Raw genomic sequence first — 16781 nt, 5'->3', positions numbered from 1 at the left:
CGATGCGGTGGCGGCCGCAAGATCGCAGCGCTCAGCGCACCAGGCGGTGGGTGCCGTCCGGGAGCCTGCGTGTGCGGCCGCGGCGAGCGAGCATCTCCAGCAAGGGAACCGCGACGCGGCGCGTGGTGTCCAGCGCCCGCTTGGCCTCGCTGAGGGTGAAGGGCTCGGACAGTTCCGCCAGCCGGGGCAGCGCCGTGCGCTCGGCGTCGGGCAGCAGCGCCAGTCCCGGGCCCAGCCGCAGCAGCACGCCGGTGCGCTCGGCGGCGGCGAGCTCGCGATCACCGATGCCGAGTTCGGCCAGCTCCTCGGCGGTGGGCGCGCGGAACGGGTGCTCCCGCAGCCCGCTGCGGACCGCTTCCACGGCGCGCGCGACCCGGTCGGGCAGGGCCGTGGTGCCGTCGGTGATCCGGCCGGCAGCCAGGTGCAGGCCCGCTTCGGCGGCGATGCCGGGCAGCAGCGCCGGGTCCGGGAGGTCCAGCGCGCGGGTGCCCGCGCCGGAGGGCATGCCCTCGTGCAGCGGGTGCGCTCGCCGGTGCTCGGCGAACACCTCGCGCAGCCTCGCGGCGAGCTCGGACCGGTGCCGCTCGGACATCAGCCACGGACCCGCGCTCGGCGGGGCGGCGCCCATCGCGGCGAGGTCTTCGGCCCGCGCGATGCCGCGTCGTCGCAGCTCGTCGGCCCAGTCCGGGGAACCGTCCATGTCGTTGAGGACGTCGGCGCGCAGCCGGGCCGCGCCTCGGCGGCGCAACGGGGGAGGCCGGACGTCCAGGACGGTGACCCCGCCGCGCACCCGGTGCCCGCCGGGGTCGCGCAGCAGCGCGCGATCACCGATCCGCAGCGGCAGCGCCTCCCGCAACGTCAGCCTGGCGGTGTCGGTGCCCAGCGGGCGGACCCGCGCGGGCACGGCCGCGGAACCGATGTGCAGCACCAGGTCTCGCGGCACGTCCGCCGTCGGGTGCAGGCGCACGTCGAGGACGTCGGTGGTCAGCCAGCGGCCCGGGGTGATCAGGGCGTGGCCGCGGCGGACCTGGTCGAGGTCCACTCCGCGCAGGTTCACCGCCACCCGCGCGGGCGCGGAGATCGACTCCTCGGCGGAGCCCAGCGCGTGCAGCGCCCGCACCGGGGCGTCCAGCCCGGACGGGGTGATGGCCAGCTGGTCGCCGACGCGCACTTCGCCGCCCTGCAGCGTCCCGGTCACGACCGTGCCCGCGCCTCGGATGACGAAGGCGCGGTCGATCCACAGCCGCACGTCGGCGTCGGCGTCGGCGGGAGGAAGCCGGTGCAGCATCGCGTCCAGGGCCTCGGCGAGGTCGTCGAAACCGGCTCCGGTGCGGCCGCTGACCAGAACCGGGGGGATCTCCTCCAGGCTCGTCCCGCGCAGCCGGCGCCGGGCCTGCTCCAGGGCGGGGCGGGGGTCGGCGAGGTCGCTGCGGGTGATGACCAGCAGCCCGTCGGAGACCCCCAGGGCGTGCAGCGCGTCGAGATGCTCGTCGGACTGCGGCATCCAGCCCTCGTCGGCGGCGACCACGAACAGCACCGCGGGCACCGGGCCGACCCCGGCGAGCATGTTCGGCACGAACCGCTCGTGACCCGGCACGTCGACGAACGCCACCGAGCAGCCGTCGGCCAGCTCCGTCCAGGCGAAGCCGAGGTCGAGCGTCAGGCCCCGGCGGCGTTCCTCCGCCCACCGGTCGGGTTCCATGCCGGTGAGCCGCCGGATCAGCGTGGACTTGCCGTGGTCGACGTGCCCGGCCGTGGCCACCACGCGCATGGGCACCTCCTAGTGCGCGGCCAGCACCGCGCGCCGCAACGCCTCGTCGTCGTCCGGGTCGAGGGCGAACAGGTCCAGCAGGCACCGGTTGCGCTCCACCCGGGCCATCACCGGCGGATCGCCGAGCCGCAGCTGCTTGGCGAACCCCGCGGGTAGCGCCACTGCCGCGCTCGACAGCACCACCCCGGGCGCGCCACCGCCGCCGACGCTGGCACCGGAGTCGACCGCCTCCGCGGGAATCCCGGCCGCCGCCAGCGACTCCGCCAGCGCCGCAGCGCGTTCGGCCAGGCCGGAGCGGCGCAGGGCCTCGGCGACCGGCGGGCGCGGTCCGCGCACGGTGGCCTCCAGCGCGGCCAAGGTCAACTTGTCGACTCGCAGCGCGCGAGCCAGCGGATGGCGGCGCAACCGCTGCACGACGTCCGCGCGGCCGAGCAGCAGACCGCACTGCGGGCCGCCGAGGAGCTTGTCGCCGCTGGCGATGACCAGGTCCGAGCCGTCGGCCAGCGTCGTGGCGGCGTCCGGTTCTCCGGGCAGCGCTGGGTCCGGACGCAGCAGTCCCGAACCGATGTCGGCCACCACCGGCACGTCGAGCTCGCGCAGCTCGGCCACCCCGACCTCGGCGGTGAAACCGCTGATCACGAAGTTCGACGGATGGATCTTGAGCGCGAAACCGGTGTCGTCGCCCAGCGCCTGCCGGTAGTCGTCGAGCCGAACCCGGTTGGTCGTGCCGACTTCGCGCAGCCGCGCGCCGGTGGAGGTGAGCAGGTCGGGGATGCGGAACCCGTCGCCGATCTCGACCATCTCGCCGCGCGCCAGGACGATCTCCCGGTCGGCCGCCAGCGCGGTGGCCGCCAGGGCCAGCGCCGCCGCGCCGTTGTTCACCAGGTGCGCGTCCTCGGCTCCGGGCACGGCGTCCAGCAGCGCCTCGACGGCCGAAGCCCCGCGACGGCCCCGGTCTCCGGTGTCGAGATCCAGTTCCACGTCGGTGGTGCCCGCCGCCACCTGGAGCGCCTCGCGCGCCGCGCGCGACAGCGGTGCCCGCCCGAGGTTGGTGTGCAGCAGCACGCCGGTCGCGTTGATCACAGGTCGCATCCCGGAGGCCGAACGGGGCAGCGCGGCAAGCGTTTCCGCCACGACGTCCTCCGGCTCCAGCAACCCGTCCCGCGCCCGCTGCGCGACCTCCCGGACGGTCCGGACGACCAGCTGGTGCCCCAGGCGCTCCACCGCCGCGGCCACGTCCGGATCGGCCAGCACGCGGTCGGTCCCCGGAACAGCACGCCGCCGATCACCCATGCCCCCACCATAGGAAGCCACCTACCTCCCCGCCCGCCAACGCCCCTCGCCGTCCGCTGCGGAACCCGGATTTCAGTGGAGTTCCGGGTGCTGATTCCCGTCGAGATCCGGGTGCTGATGGGGGGTTCGGGTGATTCCGGTGTGCGATCGGGTGGGACTGTGACAACGGCCGTTGACAACGTGGTTAGGCTTCGCGCATGAATGGCGCATCGTGGCGGGACAGCACCGGCCGACGGCTCGACACCGCTGACGGGCTGGGACTGGCCGTGCAGGTGCACGGACCGCCCGACGCGCCGACCGTGCTGGCGGTCCACGGATACCCGGACAACCACACCATCTGGGACGGAGTGGTCGACGCGCTGTCCGACCGGTTCCAGGTGGTCACCTACGACGTGCGCGGAGCGGGCGAGTCGGACCGGCCCGCGACCACCGACGGCTACCACGTCGACCAGCTCGCCGACGACCTGTTCCGCGTCGCCGACGCCGTCAGCCCGGACCGGCCGGTGCACCTGCTGGCGCACGACTGGGGATCGGTGCAGTCCTGGCACGCCGTCACCGAACCGCGCGCCGCCGAGCGCATCGCCTCCTACACCTCGATCTCCGGCCCGAGCCTGGACCACTACGGCCGGTGGCTGCGCTCGAAACTGCGCCCCAACCCGCGAGATCTGCGCGAACTGACCACGCAGCTGGCCTTCTCCGCCTACATCGCGTTCTTCCAGCTGCCCGCCGCACCCGAGCTGGCCTGGCGCAGCGGCATCATGCCCAAGCTGATCTCGACGCTGGAACGCCTCGACCCCAAGGCCGCCGGAAGGCCCACCCGACCGGTCACCGCCGACGGCATCAACGGTCTGGAGCTCTACCGCGCCAACGCCGGACGCCTGGGCGACCCGGTCCAGCGGCACACCGGCGTCCCGGTGCAGGTCCTGGCACCGACCGGCGACCCGTTCGTGTCCACACCCCTGCAGACCCAGATCGAAGGCCTGGCCGACGACCTGCGGGTGCGCCGGCTCCCGGGCGGGCACTGGCTGCCGCGCAGCCGACCCGAACTCGTGGCCCGCTGCGCCGCCGAACTCATCGACCACGTCGAAGGCGGCGAGGAGACCCGAGGACTGCGCACCGCCCGCGTCCACCCCGGACGCGGCGATTTCGCCGACCAGCTCGTCGTCATCACCGGGGCGGGCAACGGCATCGGCCGGGCCACCGCGCAGGCCTTCGCCGAAGCCGGTGCGCACATCATCGCCGCCGACGTCGACGAGAAGGCCCTGCGCGGCACCGCCGACCTGCTCGGCGACTCCGTCACCACCTACCGCGTGGACGTCACCGACCGGACCGCGATGAGCGACTTCGCGCTGCGCGTGCGGACCGAGCTCGGGGTCCCGGACGTGGTGATCAACAACGCCGGGATCGGCCTGGCGGGGGCGTTCCTGGACACCAGCGTGGCCGACTGGGAGAGCGTCATCGACGTCAACCTCTGGGGCGTCATCCACGGCTGCCGCCTGTTCGGCCGGCAGATGGTCGAGCGCGGCGAAGGCGGCCGGATCATCAACGTGGCCTCCGCCGCGGCGTACCTGCCGTCCCAGGTGCTTCCCGCCTACAGCACCACCAAGGCCGCCGTGCTGCGGTTGAGCGAGTGCCTGCGCGTCGAGCTGGCCGCCGACGGCATCAAGGTCACCGCGGTGTGCCCGGGACTGGTCAACACCGGCATCACCACCAGCAGCCGCTTCGCGGGCACCGACGACGCCGAGCAGGCCAAGCGCAGGCGCGCGGCCACCGAGCTCTACCAGCGCCGCGACTACAGCCCCCAGCGAGCCGCCGAGGAGATCCTGCGCGCGACCCGCCGGGCGCCGGCCATCGCGCCGGTGACCCCGGAAGCGCGTGCCGGACTGGTGCTGTCGCGGCTGACCCCGCGCCTGCTGCGCGCCGCAGCACGGGCCGACCTTATGCCCAAGTAGGAGGAGGCATGCCGCAACTCGACCCCGGCGACCCCGACCGCGTCGCGCTGCACGCCCGCGACGTGGAGTTCGACTGGTCCCAGCTGCCGATGCACTGGATCCCCGGCGAACCCTTCGCCACGCACTGGGTGAACTTCCTGCACCTGGTGCTGCCGGAGGGCGAACGCTGGTTCGTCGAGGTGTTCAAGCAGGCGCTGCCGCTGATCAACGACGAGCGGCTCGCCGAGGACGTGCGCGGTTTCGTCGGCCAGGAGGCCGTGCACGCCGAATCGCACCAGGGCGTCATCGACCACTTCGACGCGCACGGCCTCGACACCCGGCCGTTCGTCGACCAGGTCCGCTGGATGTTCCGCAAGACCCTCGGGGACCGGCCGCTGCGCGGCAAGCGCGCCGAGTCCTGGCTGGTGCAGCGGCTGGCGCTGATCGCCGCGATCGAGCACTTCACCGCCTTCCTCGGCCAGTGGGTGCTCGACGCGGAGGAGCTCGACCTGGCGGGCGCCGACGAGACGATGCTGGACCTGCTGCGCTGGCACGGCGCCGAGGAGGTCGAGCACCGCGCGGTCGCCTTCGAGGTCTACCAGCACGTCCACGGCCGGTACTGGCAGCGCTGCCTGTCGATGCTGCTGGCGACGGCGGTGCTGACGATCCTGTGGGCGCGCGGGATGCGGTTCCTGATGGCCGCCGACCCGGTGCTGCGCGGCAGGATCAGGCCCCGCTGGCGCGACCTGATCCGCACCGGGCGCCTCGGCCTCACGCCCAGCTACCGGGCGATCTTCGGCGCGATCCCCGCGTTCTTCCGCCCCGGCTACCACCCGTCGCAGCACGGTTCCACGGCCCAGGCGGTGGCATACCTGGCGAGCTCACCCGCGGCGCTGGCGGCAGGGCACTAGATGACCGCCGAACGACAGTCGCGGCCCGACCGGCTGATGCGCGTGCTGCACCGGGTGGTCAGCGGAGTGGAATGGCTGCACCGCAACAGCCGTCTGCACGCCGGGCCACCCCGGCCGGTCAACCACGACCTCCCGCTGGTGATCTCGCGGATCAGCACCGAAGCCGACGGGGTCCGCAGCCTGCGGCTGACCCGGCCCGACGGCGGTGCGCTGCCCGCCTGGCAGCCGGGTGCCCACCTGGACGTGCTGCTGCCGTCGGGGCGGAAGCGGCAGTACTCGCTGTGCGGACCGCCGGGGGAGCGGCGGTACTACCGGATCGCGGTGCGGCGCCTGGCCGACGGCGGGGGCGGATCCCGCGAGATCCACGACGAGCTCGCCGAAGGCGACCGGATCGTGGCGCGCGGACCGCGCAACGCGTTCCCCTTCGTCGCCGGGCGCTCCTACCTGTTCGTCGCCGGCGGCATCGGCATCACGCCGATCCTGCCGATGGTCCGCACCGCCGCGACCCGCGGAGCCGACTGGCGTCTGGTCTACACAGGACGTTCCCGCGCGTCGATGCCGTTCCTGGGCGAACTCGCCGGCCTGCCCGCCGACCGCGTGTGGATCCGGCCCGACACCGAGTTCGGCATCCCCGCCGCGGGTGGCGAACTGCTCGCGCACGCCCCGCTGGGCGCCTCCGTCTACGCCTGCGGTCCGGTGCCGATGATCACCGCGCTCCGCCTGGGGCTGCCCGGCAGCACCGCGAGAGGCCTGCACTGGGAACGCTTCTCGGCCCCACCGATCGTCGACGGACGGGCCTTCACCGTGGAGCTGACACGGAGCGGACGCACCGTCGAGGTGCCCGCCGACCGCACCGCACTGGAAGCGATCGGCGACGTGCTGCCCGACATCGCCTACTCGTGCCGCCAGGGGTTCTGCGGCACCTGCCACGTCCCGCTGCTGTCCGGCCAGGTGCGCAGGCGCGGCCGGGCGCGCGGCGACGACGTGGCCCTCTGCGTGGATCGAGGGCAGGGGCACCTCGCCGTCGATCTGTGAAGCCCCGGTCGGGGGACCGGAGGGGAAGCGGGGCCGCCCGGTGGCGGGGTGCAGCCGGGCGGTCCCGCGAAAATCGCTTCCGGAGGCCGAAGCGCGGGCCGTAGGGTCGTGAGGAGCGACCTGGGAGGCACCGTGGAACTCGAAGGCCTGACCGAGATCACCTCGACCGGCGAGCTGGAGGAGGTGGTCGGCGCCCCGCTGCAGCGGGTCCTGGACAAGCAGCGCCCCGCGCTGCACGCGCTGGACCGCGAGTGGCTGGCCGCATCACCGTTCTGCCTGGTCGCGACCTCGGACGCCGAGGGCCGGTGCGACGTCTCGCCGAAGGGCGACCCGGCCGGGTTCACCCACGTCCTCGACGAGCGGACCATCGCCATCCCGGAACGTCCCGGCAACCGCCGCGTCGACGGGTTCCGCAACGTGCTGGCCAACCCGCACGTCGGGCTCCTCTACTTCATCCCCGGCCGCGGTGACACGCTGCGGATCAACGGCCGCGCCCGGCTGCTGCGCGACGCGCCGTTCTTCGATCGCATGGTCGTCAAGGGCCACCGCCCGAGCGTGGTGCTGCTGGTGGAGATCGAGGAGGTCTTCCACCACTGCTCCAAGGCGTTCCTGCGATCCGGGCTGTGGGACAGCCGGACCTGGGACCCCGAAGCCGTGCCCTCCCGAGCGCACATCGCCAAGAACCTGGAGCGCCCCAACGACTCGATGTCCGAGCTGGAGCACTACTACTCCGACGAGCGCTACGCCGAGCTCCTCTACGACGCGAAGGCCTGACCACCCGCCGGCCACCCGTGAACGAAGTGTGCGAGATCGACGAGGTGGGTAGCCTCCCGAACATGGCGGCCACGTGGCTGAACTGGCCGGTGCTGCGGCAGCTCACCGGCCCCGACCGGCTGGCCCGAGGTCCCGCGGCCCGGTCCCGGCGCACCGACGAGATGCGGGCGCGCACCAGCGACGCCGACAGCGTCACCCGCTCGGTGTGCCCCTACTGCGCGGTCGGCTGCGGCCAGCGGATCTACACCTCCGGCGGACGGATCACCCAGATCGAGGGCGACCCGGACTCGCCGATCAGCCGGGGCCGGCTGTGCCCCAAGGGCTCGGCCTCGCGCGAACTGGTCACCTCACCGCTGCGCGAGACCAAGGTCCGCTACCGGCGCCCGCACGGCACCGAGTGGGAAGACCTCGACCTGGACACCGCGCTGGACATGATCGCCGACCGGGTGCTGGCCACCCGGGACGCCACCTGGGAGGACACCGACGCCGACGGCAGGCCGCTGCGGCGCACGATGGGCATCGCGAGCCTCGGAGGAGCGACCCTCGACAACGAGGAGAACTACCTCATGAAGAAGCTCTACACCGCCCTCGGAGCGATCCAGGTGGAGAACCAGGCCCGCATTTGACACTCCTCCACGGTGCCCGGTCTGGGTGCCTCCTTCGGGCGCGGCGGCGCCACCACCTTCCAGCAGGACCTCGCCGAATCGGACTGCGTCCTCATCCAGGGCTCCAACATGGCCGAAGCCCACCCGGTGGGGTTCCAGTGGGTCATGGAGGCCAAGAAGCGCGGCGCCACGATCATCCACGTCGACCCGCGCTACACGCGCACCTCGGCGGTGGCGCACAAGCACGTCGCGCTGCGGGCCGGGAGCGACATCGCCTTCCTCGGAGGGCTGATCAACCACGTGCTGACCCGCGAGGCCCACTTCCACGACTACGTCGTCAACTACACCAACGCCGCGATGATCGTCGGCGAGGACTTCCGCGACACCGAGGACCTCGACGGCGTGTTCTCCGGCTTCGACCCCGACGCCGGCACCTACGAGACCAGCTCGTGGCAGTACCAGGGCAGCTACGCCGTCCCGCCCGTCGGCGGGCACGGCCCCGAGCGCGCTCCCAGCACCGAGCACGGCCGCGAGCGCGACACCAGCCGACCCGAGCGCGCCGGCTCCGGCGGGCCCCTCTACCACGGCCACCCAGAATCCGACCCCACGCTGCAACACCCGCGCTGCGTGTTCCAGCTGCTCAAGCGGCACTACGCCCGCTACACCCCGGACGTGGTGGAGGAGATCTGCGGGATCTCCCAGGACGACTTCGCCTGGGTCGCCGACCGGCTCGTCACCAACTCCGGACGCGACCGCACCGCGGCCATCGCCTACGCCGTGGGCTGGACCCACCACACCGTCGGAGCGCAGTACATCCGGGCGGCCTCGATCCTGCAGCTGCTGCTGGGCAACATCGGCAGGCCCGGCGGCGGCATCCTCGCCCTGCGCGGGCACGCCAGCATCCAGGGCTCCACCGACATCCCGACCCTGTTCAACCTGCTGCCCGGCTACATCCCGATGCCGCACGCCCACACCGACACCGACCTGGAGTCCTTCGTCGCCGACGACGAGCACGCCTGCGGCTATTGGGCCAACATCCGCTCCTACCTGGTCAGCCTGCTCAAGGCCTGGTGGGGCGAGCACGCTACCGCCGACAACGACTTCTGCTTCGACCGGCTGCCCCGGCTCACCGGCGACCACGGCACCTTCCAGACCGTCCTCGACCAGATCGAGGGCCGCTGCAAGGGCTACTTCGTCATCGGCGAGAACCCCGCCGTGGGCACCGCCAACGCGCGCCAGCAGCGCATGGGCCTGGCCGCGCTGGACTGGCTGGTGGTGCGCGACCTCAACATGATCGAGACCGCCACCTTCTGGAAGGACGGCCCCGAGATCGAGACCGGCGAGATGCGCACCGCCGACATCGGCACCGAGGTCTTCTTCCTGCCCGCCGCCTCGCACACCGAGAAGGACGGCACCTTCACCAACACCCAGCGGCTCCTGCAGTGGCACCACAAGGCCGTCGAACCCACCGATGACCAGCGCAGCGACCTGTGGTTCTACTACCACCTCGGCCGCCGCATCCGCGACAGAATCAGCGGCGAGACCGAGCGCGACCGCGCCCTGCTGGAGCTGACCTGGGACTACCCGACCCATGGCGACATCGACGAGCCCAGCGCCGAAGCCGTGCTCGCCGAGATCAACGGCCACGACCGCAACGGCGACCCGCTGTCGGCCTACCCGCAGCTGCGCCCCGACGGCTCCACCAGCTGCGGCTGCTGGATCTACTGCGGCGTCACCGCCGACGGCGTCAACCAGTCCGCCCGCCGCACACCCGGCCACCAGCAGAGCCGCGTGGCACCCGAGTGGGGCTGGGCGTGGCCGGCCAACCGGCGCATCCTCTACAACCGCGCCTCGGCCGACCCCGAGGGCCGCCCGTGGAGCGAGCGCAAGGCCTACGTGTGGTGGGACGCCGAACGCGGCGAGTGGACTGGCCACGACGTCCCCGACTTCGACAAGACCAAGCGCCCCGACTACCGGCCCGAGAACGGAACCGTCGGGCCGGAGGGCATCGCGGGCACCGAACCGTTCATCATGCAGAGCGACGGGCGCGGCTGGCTCTACGTGCCCGCGGGGCTCGTCGACGGCCCGTTCCCGGCGCACTACGAGCCGCAGGAATCCCCGGTCGCCAACCTGCTGCACCCCCACCAGCAGCGCAATCCCGCACGCCAGATCAACTCCCGGCCGGAGAACCGGTACCAGCCCAGCGCGGGCGAAACCGGCAGCGAGGTCTTCCCGTACGTGTTCACCACGTTCCGGCTCACCGAGCACCACACGGCCGGCGGGATGAGCCGCTGGCTGCGGCACCTCAGCGAACTCGCGCCCGCCCTGTTCGTGGAGGTCTCCCCGCAGCTGGCCGCCGAACGCGGCCTGGAGCACGGGGACTGGGCCACCGTGATCACCGCGCGCAGCGCCATCGAAGCCCGGGTGATGGTCACCGAGCGGATGCTCCCGCTGCGGGTCGCCGGCCGCACCCTGCACCAGATCGGCATCCCCTGGCATTGGGGGCCCAACGGGCTGACCACCGGGGACGCCGCCAACGAACTCATCGGCGTGGCGCTGGACCCCAACGTGCACATCATGGAGACCAAGGCCGGGGCTTGCGACATCCGGCCGGGGCGGCGACCGCGCGCGGCCGCGCTCAACCGCCTGGTCGCCGAGTACCGCGACCGCGCGGGCATCGACGAGCGCACCGGGACCGAGCACTCCGACGACCCCAGACAGGCAGGAGGCTGAACGTGACCGTCAACCGGCTGTCCGGACCGCTGCCCGACCCGGCGGGGGAGACCGGCTACCCGCCGCAGCCCCGCGCCGGCTTCTTCACCGACACCAGCGTGTGCATCGGCTGCAAGGCCTGCGAGGTCGCCTGCAAGCAGTGGAACCTGCTGCCCGAGGACGGCATGGACCTCACCGGCATGTCCTACGACAACACCGAGGCGCTCAGCGGCACGACCTGGCGGCACGTGGCCTTCGTCGAGCAGAGCGGCACCCCCGCCGAGCTGGGCATGCCCGAGTTCGGCGCACCGGACGAGCAGCAGGTGCGCTGGCTGATGTCCTCCGACGTGTGCAAGCACTGCACGCACGCGGCCTGCCTGGACGTGTGCCCGACCGGGGCGCTGATCCGCACCGAGCACGGCACGGTGCTGGTGCAGGACGACGTGTGCAACGGCTGCGGCTACTGCGTCCCGGCCTGCCCCTACGGCGTGATCGACATCCGTCCGGACACCGGCGGAGCCGCCAAGTGCACGATGTGCCAGGACCGCCTCGGAGCCGGGCTGATGCCCGCCTGCGCTACCGCCTGCCCGACCGAGTCCATCCAGTACGGCCCCCTCGACGAGCTGCGCGAACGCGCCGCGATGCGGGTCGACGAACTGCACGAGCAGGGCGTGACCAGCGCCCGCCTCTACGGCCACGAGCCCACCGACGGCGTCGGGGGAGACGGGGCGTTCTTCCTGCTGCTCGACGACCCCGAGGTCTACGGCCTGCCACCCGATCCCGTGGTCACCACGCGCGACCTGCCCTCGATGTGGCGGCACGCGGCCGCGGGCGCGCTCACCGCCGCCGCGCTCATCGCCGGGTCGTTCCTCGGGAGGAGAAGGTGACCTTCTACTACGGCCGCCCGGTCCTCAAGGAGCCGGTGTGGAAGGTCCCGGACGTGCCCGCCTACCTCTACCTCGGCGGGATGGCCGGGGCGTCGTCGACGATGGCGCTGCTGGCCGAGCTCACCGGACGGCCGCGGCTGGCCCGCGCGGGCAGGCTGGCGGCGGCGGTGGGCGCGACCACCAGCGTCGGCTTCCTGGTGCACGACCTGGGGCGTCCGATGCGGTTCCTGGCCATGCTGCGGGTGCTCAAGCCGACCTCGCCGCTGAGCGTCGGATCGTGGATCCTCGCGCCGTTCTCGGGCCTGGCCGGAGCTGCCGCGGCCAGCGAGCTCACCGGTCTGCTCCCGCTGCCCGGCCGCGCGGCCGGGGTGGTGGCGGGCGTGATCGCACCGGCCATGACCACCTACACCGCCGTGCTGCTGTCCGACACGGCCGTGCCGGGCTGGCACGAGGGCTACCGGGAGCTCCCGTTCGTGTTCGCCGGGAGCGCTGTGTCCAGCGCGGGGGCGGTGGGCATGGTGGCCGCCCCCGCCGAGTCCGGGCCCGCGCGGCGGATGGCGGTGGCCGGATCGGTGCTGGAGCTGGCCGCGAGCAGGCGCATGGAGTCCCGGCTCGGGCTGGCGGCTGAGGCCTACCGCACCGGGCGCGCGGGTAGGGTGCTGCGAACGGCGCGAGCGGCCACCGCGGTGGGCGCCGGGCTCGCGCTGGTGGCCGGACGCAGTCGCGCGGCGGCGATCGCGGCAGGCGGGTGCCTGACCCTCGGGGCGATCGCGACTCGCTTCGGCGTCTTCGAAGCCGGCCGCGAGACGGCCCGCGACCCTCGGTACGTGGTCGAGCCGCAACGCGAACGGGTGGGCGAAACAGGGTCTTCGGTCCGTGGGCAACAGCACTGATCGAATGCGGATGTTGACGTGAGGTAATCACTCACGTGAGTGAGTAGTGGTTCAACTCTCACCCTGCGTGGTTTGATTTCAGGTGAATAACGCATTTCTGATCAAGAAATGACCAGCTGAAACGTCTGCATCGTCGCGATCTTGATTACGTTTCTATGACGAGCGCCACCGCCTCACGGTTTTGCTCACGCTTTTCAGCTACGTAGCGTTGCCCGGCGTCGGCGCCCCCGAGCCGACGGCAAGACCGGAAGTCCGCAGCGCCGAACCCTGCCCGGCGGGCTCTCCGAAACCCCGAGACGCATTGCGGGCAGGGACGTGACGACCGCCGGAACCCGGCGCGACGGGCCGAACGAATCGGCCCGAGCGCCCGGGGTGCCGGAGTCGAGGCGGCACGAAGGCGCTGCTGGAGACGAAGACAGAAAATGGGCAAGCACCGCAAGTCCACCCCCAGCCGCCGCACCGTCACCCGCGTCGCCGTCGCCGGCGCCATGGTCGCCGCGCCGTTCGCGATGACCATGCCGGCCAACGCGGCCTCGGAGTCCACCTGGGACGCCGTCGCGCAGTGCGAGAGCGGTGGCAACTGGAGCATCAACACCGGCAACGGTTACTACGGTGGTCTGCAGTTCAGCGCGTCCACCTGGTCCGCCTACGGCGGCACCAGCTACGCCTCGAACGCCGCGCAGGCCAGCAAGTCCCAGCAGATCGCCGTGGCCGAGCGCGTCCTGCAGGCGCAGGGTCCGGGTGCGTGGCCGGTGTGCTCGAAGAAGGCCGGCCTGAGCAAGAGCGGCAGCGCCGAGCACCAGGACGTCGCCTCGGGCAGCAGCAAGAAGAGCACCGAGAAGAAGTCCACCACCAAGAAGAAGAACCCGGTGCGCAAGACCGTCCAGGTCGAGGGCACCTACACCGTGCAGACCGGTGACACCCTCGGCTCCATCGCCCAGAAGTACGGCGTGAGCTGGGAGTCGGTCTTCGAGAAGAACCGCTCGGCCGTCAAGGACGCGAACCTGATCTTCCCGGGCCAGCAGCTCGCCATCAAGTGACCCACCCCGTCTTCGGACCTGGGTGCGCATGAACGGGGGACCCCGCCTTCCTCTCTCCGGCGGGGTCCCCCGTCTGCGATCGCCGAAGCGCCTCTCACTTGAGCTTGCGGCGGCGCAGATCGTTGCGGATGTCCCATGCGGTCCAGCCGATTCCGGCGAAGGCGAGAAAGCCCAGCAGCAGGACGAGTTCGGTCATGTTCGGCTCCCTTCGGATCGTGACGGACGCCGTCGGGATCAAATCCGAGAGTAATTGCACATTTGTTGATCGCCGAGCGTATCGCCGCAATAGACCCCAACGGGTGAGCCGCGGGACGTGAATGATCCGCCGTTCGGCCTCAAACCTCAGCAGCCGCACCAAAACATCCGGAGATCATGAATCCGGTTCTGATCTGTTGAATCCGCGCGCTGATCACCTAGCGTGCCCTCGCGGAATCAGTGCGGGTGAAAGATCCCCGATCGCGGGAAGCCCCGGCATGTCAACCCCGCTGAGCCCCGGGATGCGGTCGGACCATGGACGTGACCGCACTCACCCCGCGTGCCCCTACCCCCGACCTTCGGAAAGGGGACCCCGATGTTCTTCGCACTTCAAGCGGACGCCGCGGCCGAATCCGGACTCGACAGCTGGGTCGGACCAGCCGCCATCACCACCGGTGTCCTGCTATTGATCGTCGCGCTGTTTCGCCGCAGCCGGGCCACACTGGCCAGGAAGCGAAGGGCGGCGCGGCCTAGTGCGGCCGATTAGCGGTGTCGCGCAGCCCTGAGCCGACCCGGCGTGCCGCGTGCGACGGCCGCCTGAGGGGGGAGGGGACGCATGACCGACACCACGCGGGACACCGACGAGCCATCGGTCGACCAGACGCCGGCCCAGCGCCAGGCGCCCGAGCAGCAGAGCACCGGACGGCACCGGCCACCTGACCAGCGCCAGAGCGTCGACCAGCACTGGAAGGTCGTCCCCGCGCCGGAGCAGCAGCCCGCCGAAGCGGGCCGCATGGACCTGCGCACCACCATGGCCATCAACGCCGGGCGGATGGCCGCCTCGATGTCGCAGCGCCTCGGTCTCGGCTCCGGCGGCATGATCGGTGGCCGTCTCGCGTTGACGCTACAACCCAACCTCCTGCAGCGGTTGGCAACCGGTCGGCGTGTCGTCATGGTCACCGGCACCAACGGCAAGACCACGACCACCCAGATGGTCGCCGAGGCCATGCGCGCGCAAACCCCGGCCGTCAGCAACGCCACCGGCGCGAACATGCTCGACGGCCACGTCGCGGCCCTGCTGACCCGGCTCGACGCCCCGTTCGCCGCGCTGGAGGTCGACGAGCTGCACCTGGCGCAGGTCACCGACCGCTTCGAACCCGCCGCGATCCTGCTGCTCAACCTCAGCCGCGACCAGCTCGACCGGGTCGGTGAGGTGCGCTCCGTGGCCGCGAGCCTGCAACGCGCCCTCGCCCAGGCCCCCGGCGCGCAGGTCATCGCCAACCGCGACGACCCCAACATCGTCTTCGCCGCCGCCGGCCACCCCAACGTCACCTGGGTCTCGGGTGGCGTGCGGTGGCGCGACGACGCGCTGAACTGCCCCCGGTGCGGCGCCTTCATCGGCGACGTCGACCGCGACTGGCGCTGCCAGTGCGGCCTGGCCCGGCCCGCGGCCGACTGGAAGGTCACCGACACCGGAGTCCTCGACGCCGCCGGCACCCACCACGAACTCGCCCTGGCCCTGCCCGGGCACGTCAACCGGGTCAACGCCACCTTCGCCCTGGCCGCGGCGCTGCACCTCGGCGGCGAGGAAGCCCCCGCGCTCGCCCGGATCCGACGCATCTCGCAGGCTGCGGGACGCTACGACACCGTCCGGCTCGGCGGACGCCGGGTCCGGTTGCTGCTGGCCAAGAACCCCGCCAGCTGGCTGGAGATGCTAGACCTGGTCTCCGGCAACGACGAACCGCTGATCCTGGTGGTCAACAGCCGCGAAGCCGACGGCTACGACGTCTCCTGGTTGTGGGACGTCGACTTCGAGATGCTGCGCGGCAGGCCCGTCCAGGTCGCGGGCGACCGAGCTCTGGACCTCGCGGTCCGCCTGCGCTACGCCGGGGTGCAGGCCAACGTCGCCTCCACGGTCGAGGTCGCCCTCGGCAGCACCTTCGGCGGCCTTCCCGACGTCATCGCCAACTACACCGCCTTCCGCGACGTGCTCACCAGGAGCCGCACATGACCGGAGAACGAGTCCGCATCGCCCTCGTCCTGCCCGACCTGCTCGGGACCTACGGCGACCGCGGGAACGCGATCGTGCTGGCACAACGCCTCCGCTGGCGCGGGATCGGCAGCGAGCTGGTCACCGTGCTCTCCTCCGACGACGCCGTGCCCGAGGACTGCGACCTGTACCTCATCGGTGGGGGAGAGGACGTCGCTCAGGTCGCCGCCGTCCGCTTCCTGCGCAGGGGCGGGGGCCTGGCCCGGGCGGTGCAGCACGGGGTCCCGGTGCTGGGCATCTGCGGCGGGCTGCAGGTGCTGGGCACGAGCTTCGTCACCGGCGACGGGCAGCGCCACGAAGGCCTGGGCCTCGTCGACGCCACGACCGAGCCCGGGAAGGGACGAGCCATCGGCGAGGTCACCACCCAGTCCACCCTGGGCGGGGTCGGGATGCTCACCGGGTTCGAGAACCACCTCGGCCGCACCACGCTGGGCCCCGGCTCGCACGCGCTGGGCAGGGTGGTGCGCGGCACCGGCAACGGCCACGACGAGGCCGAGGGCGCCGTCACCGGCCACGTCATCTGCACCTACATGCACGGCCCGGTCCTCGCGCGGAACCCGAAGCTGGCCGACCTGCTGCTGGAATGGGCCATCGGCGAGCCGCTGGCACCCCTGCCTGACCCGCCCGAGCTCAAGGCGCTGCGCACCGAACGCACCCGCGTGCACGTGCGCAACCGCAAGTAGA

General features: G+C 72.2%; 12 protein-coding genes. 10 read left to right on the top strand and 2 right to left on the bottom strand.

Translation table 11 applies throughout. From position 1 onward, the window contains the following. Positions 1–31: 31 nt before the first annotated feature. Both selB and selA read right to left on the bottom strand, forming a co-directional pair. The gene (selB, locus tag KBO27_RS09510) at positions 32–1771 is read right to left on the bottom strand and encodes a selenocysteine-specific translation elongation factor (protein ID WP_210969588.1); all 1740 of its coding nucleotides are present in this window, start codon (positions 1769–1771) and stop codon (positions 32–34) included. A gap of 9 nt (positions 1772–1780) precedes the next feature. Further along, positions 1781–3064: an L-seryl-tRNA(Sec) selenium transferase gene (gene selA / locus KBO27_RS09505; protein WP_210969587.1), complete on the bottom strand. Its 1284-nt coding sequence runs from the start codon at positions 3062–3064 to the stop codon at positions 1781–1783. 197 nt (positions 3065–3261) lie between these two features. Between selA and KBO27_RS09500 the strand changes: the two genes are divergently transcribed. The 10 genes from KBO27_RS09500 to KBO27_RS09455 all read left to right on the top strand — a co-directional run bounded on the left by KBO27_RS09500 (position 3262) and on the right by KBO27_RS09455 (position 16780). After that, a complete protein-coding gene (locus KBO27_RS09500) occupies positions 3262–5016 on the top strand; it encodes an SDR family oxidoreductase (protein WP_210969586.1) in 1755 nt (584 codons plus the stop codon). An 8-nt stretch (positions 5017–5024) separates the two neighbouring features. After that, positions 5025–5906, top strand: coding sequence for a metal-dependent hydrolase (locus KBO27_RS09495; protein WP_210969585.1), 882 nt, complete (start codon positions 5025–5027; stop codon positions 5904–5906). Then, a complete protein-coding gene (locus tag KBO27_RS09490) occupies positions 5907–6941 on the top strand; it encodes a PDR/VanB family oxidoreductase (protein ID WP_210969584.1) in 1035 nt (344 codons plus the stop codon). 132 nt (positions 6942–7073) lie between these two features. After that, on the top strand, positions 7074–7715 hold the full coding sequence (locus KBO27_RS09485; RefSeq protein WP_210969583.1) for a pyridoxamine 5'-phosphate oxidase family protein: 642 nt from the start codon (positions 7074–7076) through the stop codon (positions 7713–7715). Positions 7716–7777: 62 nt separating this feature from the next. Then, the gene (gene fdh / locus KBO27_RS09480) at positions 7778–11053 is read left to right on the top strand and encodes a formate dehydrogenase (RefSeq protein WP_210969582.1); all 3276 of its coding nucleotides are present in this window, start codon (positions 7778–7780) and stop codon (positions 11051–11053) included. A 2-nt stretch (positions 11054–11055) separates the two neighbouring features. After that, positions 11056–11919 carry a 4Fe-4S dicluster domain-containing protein gene (locus KBO27_RS09475; protein ID WP_210969581.1) on the top strand — a complete coding sequence of 288 codons (864 nt, stop codon included), beginning with the start codon at positions 11056–11058 and terminating at the stop codon, positions 11917–11919. Next, positions 11916–12812, top strand: coding sequence for an NrfD/PsrC family molybdoenzyme membrane anchor subunit (gene nrfD / locus KBO27_RS09470; RefSeq protein WP_307870310.1), 897 nt, complete (start codon positions 11916–11918; stop codon positions 12810–12812). Before KBO27_RS09475 ends, nrfD begins: the two co-directional genes overlap by 4 nt. A 422-nt stretch (positions 12813–13234) precedes the next feature. Further along, positions 13235–13852, top strand: a complete 618-nt coding sequence (locus KBO27_RS09465) for a LysM peptidoglycan-binding domain-containing protein (RefSeq protein ID WP_210969579.1) — start codon at positions 13235–13237, stop codon at positions 13850–13852. Positions 13853–14663: 811 nt separating this feature from the next. Further along, on the top strand, positions 14664–16058 hold the full coding sequence (locus tag KBO27_RS09460; RefSeq protein WP_210969578.1) for a Mur ligase family protein: 1395 nt from the start codon (positions 14664–14666) through the stop codon (positions 16056–16058). Then, on the top strand, positions 16055–16780 hold the full coding sequence (locus KBO27_RS09455; protein WP_210969577.1) for a type 1 glutamine amidotransferase: 726 nt from the start codon (positions 16055–16057) through the stop codon (positions 16778–16780). Before KBO27_RS09460 ends, KBO27_RS09455 begins: the two co-directional genes overlap by 4 nt. The last annotated feature ends 1 nt before the right edge of the window (position 16781 follow it).

This window comes from Saccharopolyspora endophytica (assembly GCF_018070075.1).
Classification (GTDB): domain Bacteria; phylum Actinomycetota; class Actinomycetes; order Mycobacteriales; family Pseudonocardiaceae; genus Saccharopolyspora; species Saccharopolyspora endophytica.
Note: the sequence above shows the minus strand (reverse complement) of the source record. Positions and strands in the feature narration are given on the sequence as shown.

What these genes read in the sequence shown, in the direction of transcription:
- selB (WP_210969588.1), bottom strand. Translation starts at nt 1,771, where the DNA reads ATGCGCGTGGTGGCCACGGCCGGGCACGTCGACCACGGCAAGTCCACG.
- selA (WP_210969587.1), bottom strand. Translation starts at nt 3,064, where the DNA reads ATGGGTGATCGGCGGCGTGCTGTTCCGGGGACCGACCGCGTGCTGGCC.
- KBO27_RS09500 (WP_210969586.1), top strand. Translation starts at nt 3,262, where the DNA reads ATGAATGGCGCATCGTGGCGGGACAGCACCGGCCGACGGCTCGACACC.
- KBO27_RS09495 (WP_210969585.1), top strand. Translation starts at nt 5,025, where the DNA reads ATGCCGCAACTCGACCCCGGCGACCCCGACCGCGTCGCGCTGCACGCC.
- KBO27_RS09490 (WP_210969584.1), top strand. Translation starts at nt 5,907, where the DNA reads ATGACCGCCGAACGACAGTCGCGGCCCGACCGGCTGATGCGCGTGCTG.
- KBO27_RS09465 (WP_210969579.1), top strand. Translation starts at nt 13,235, where the DNA reads ATGGGCAAGCACCGCAAGTCCACCCCCAGCCGCCGCACCGTCACCCGC.
- KBO27_RS09460 (WP_210969578.1), top strand. Translation starts at nt 14,664, where the DNA reads ATGACCGACACCACGCGGGACACCGACGAGCCATCGGTCGACCAGACG.
- KBO27_RS09455 (WP_210969577.1), top strand. Translation starts at nt 16,055, where the DNA reads ATGACCGGAGAACGAGTCCGCATCGCCCTCGTCCTGCCCGACCTGCTC.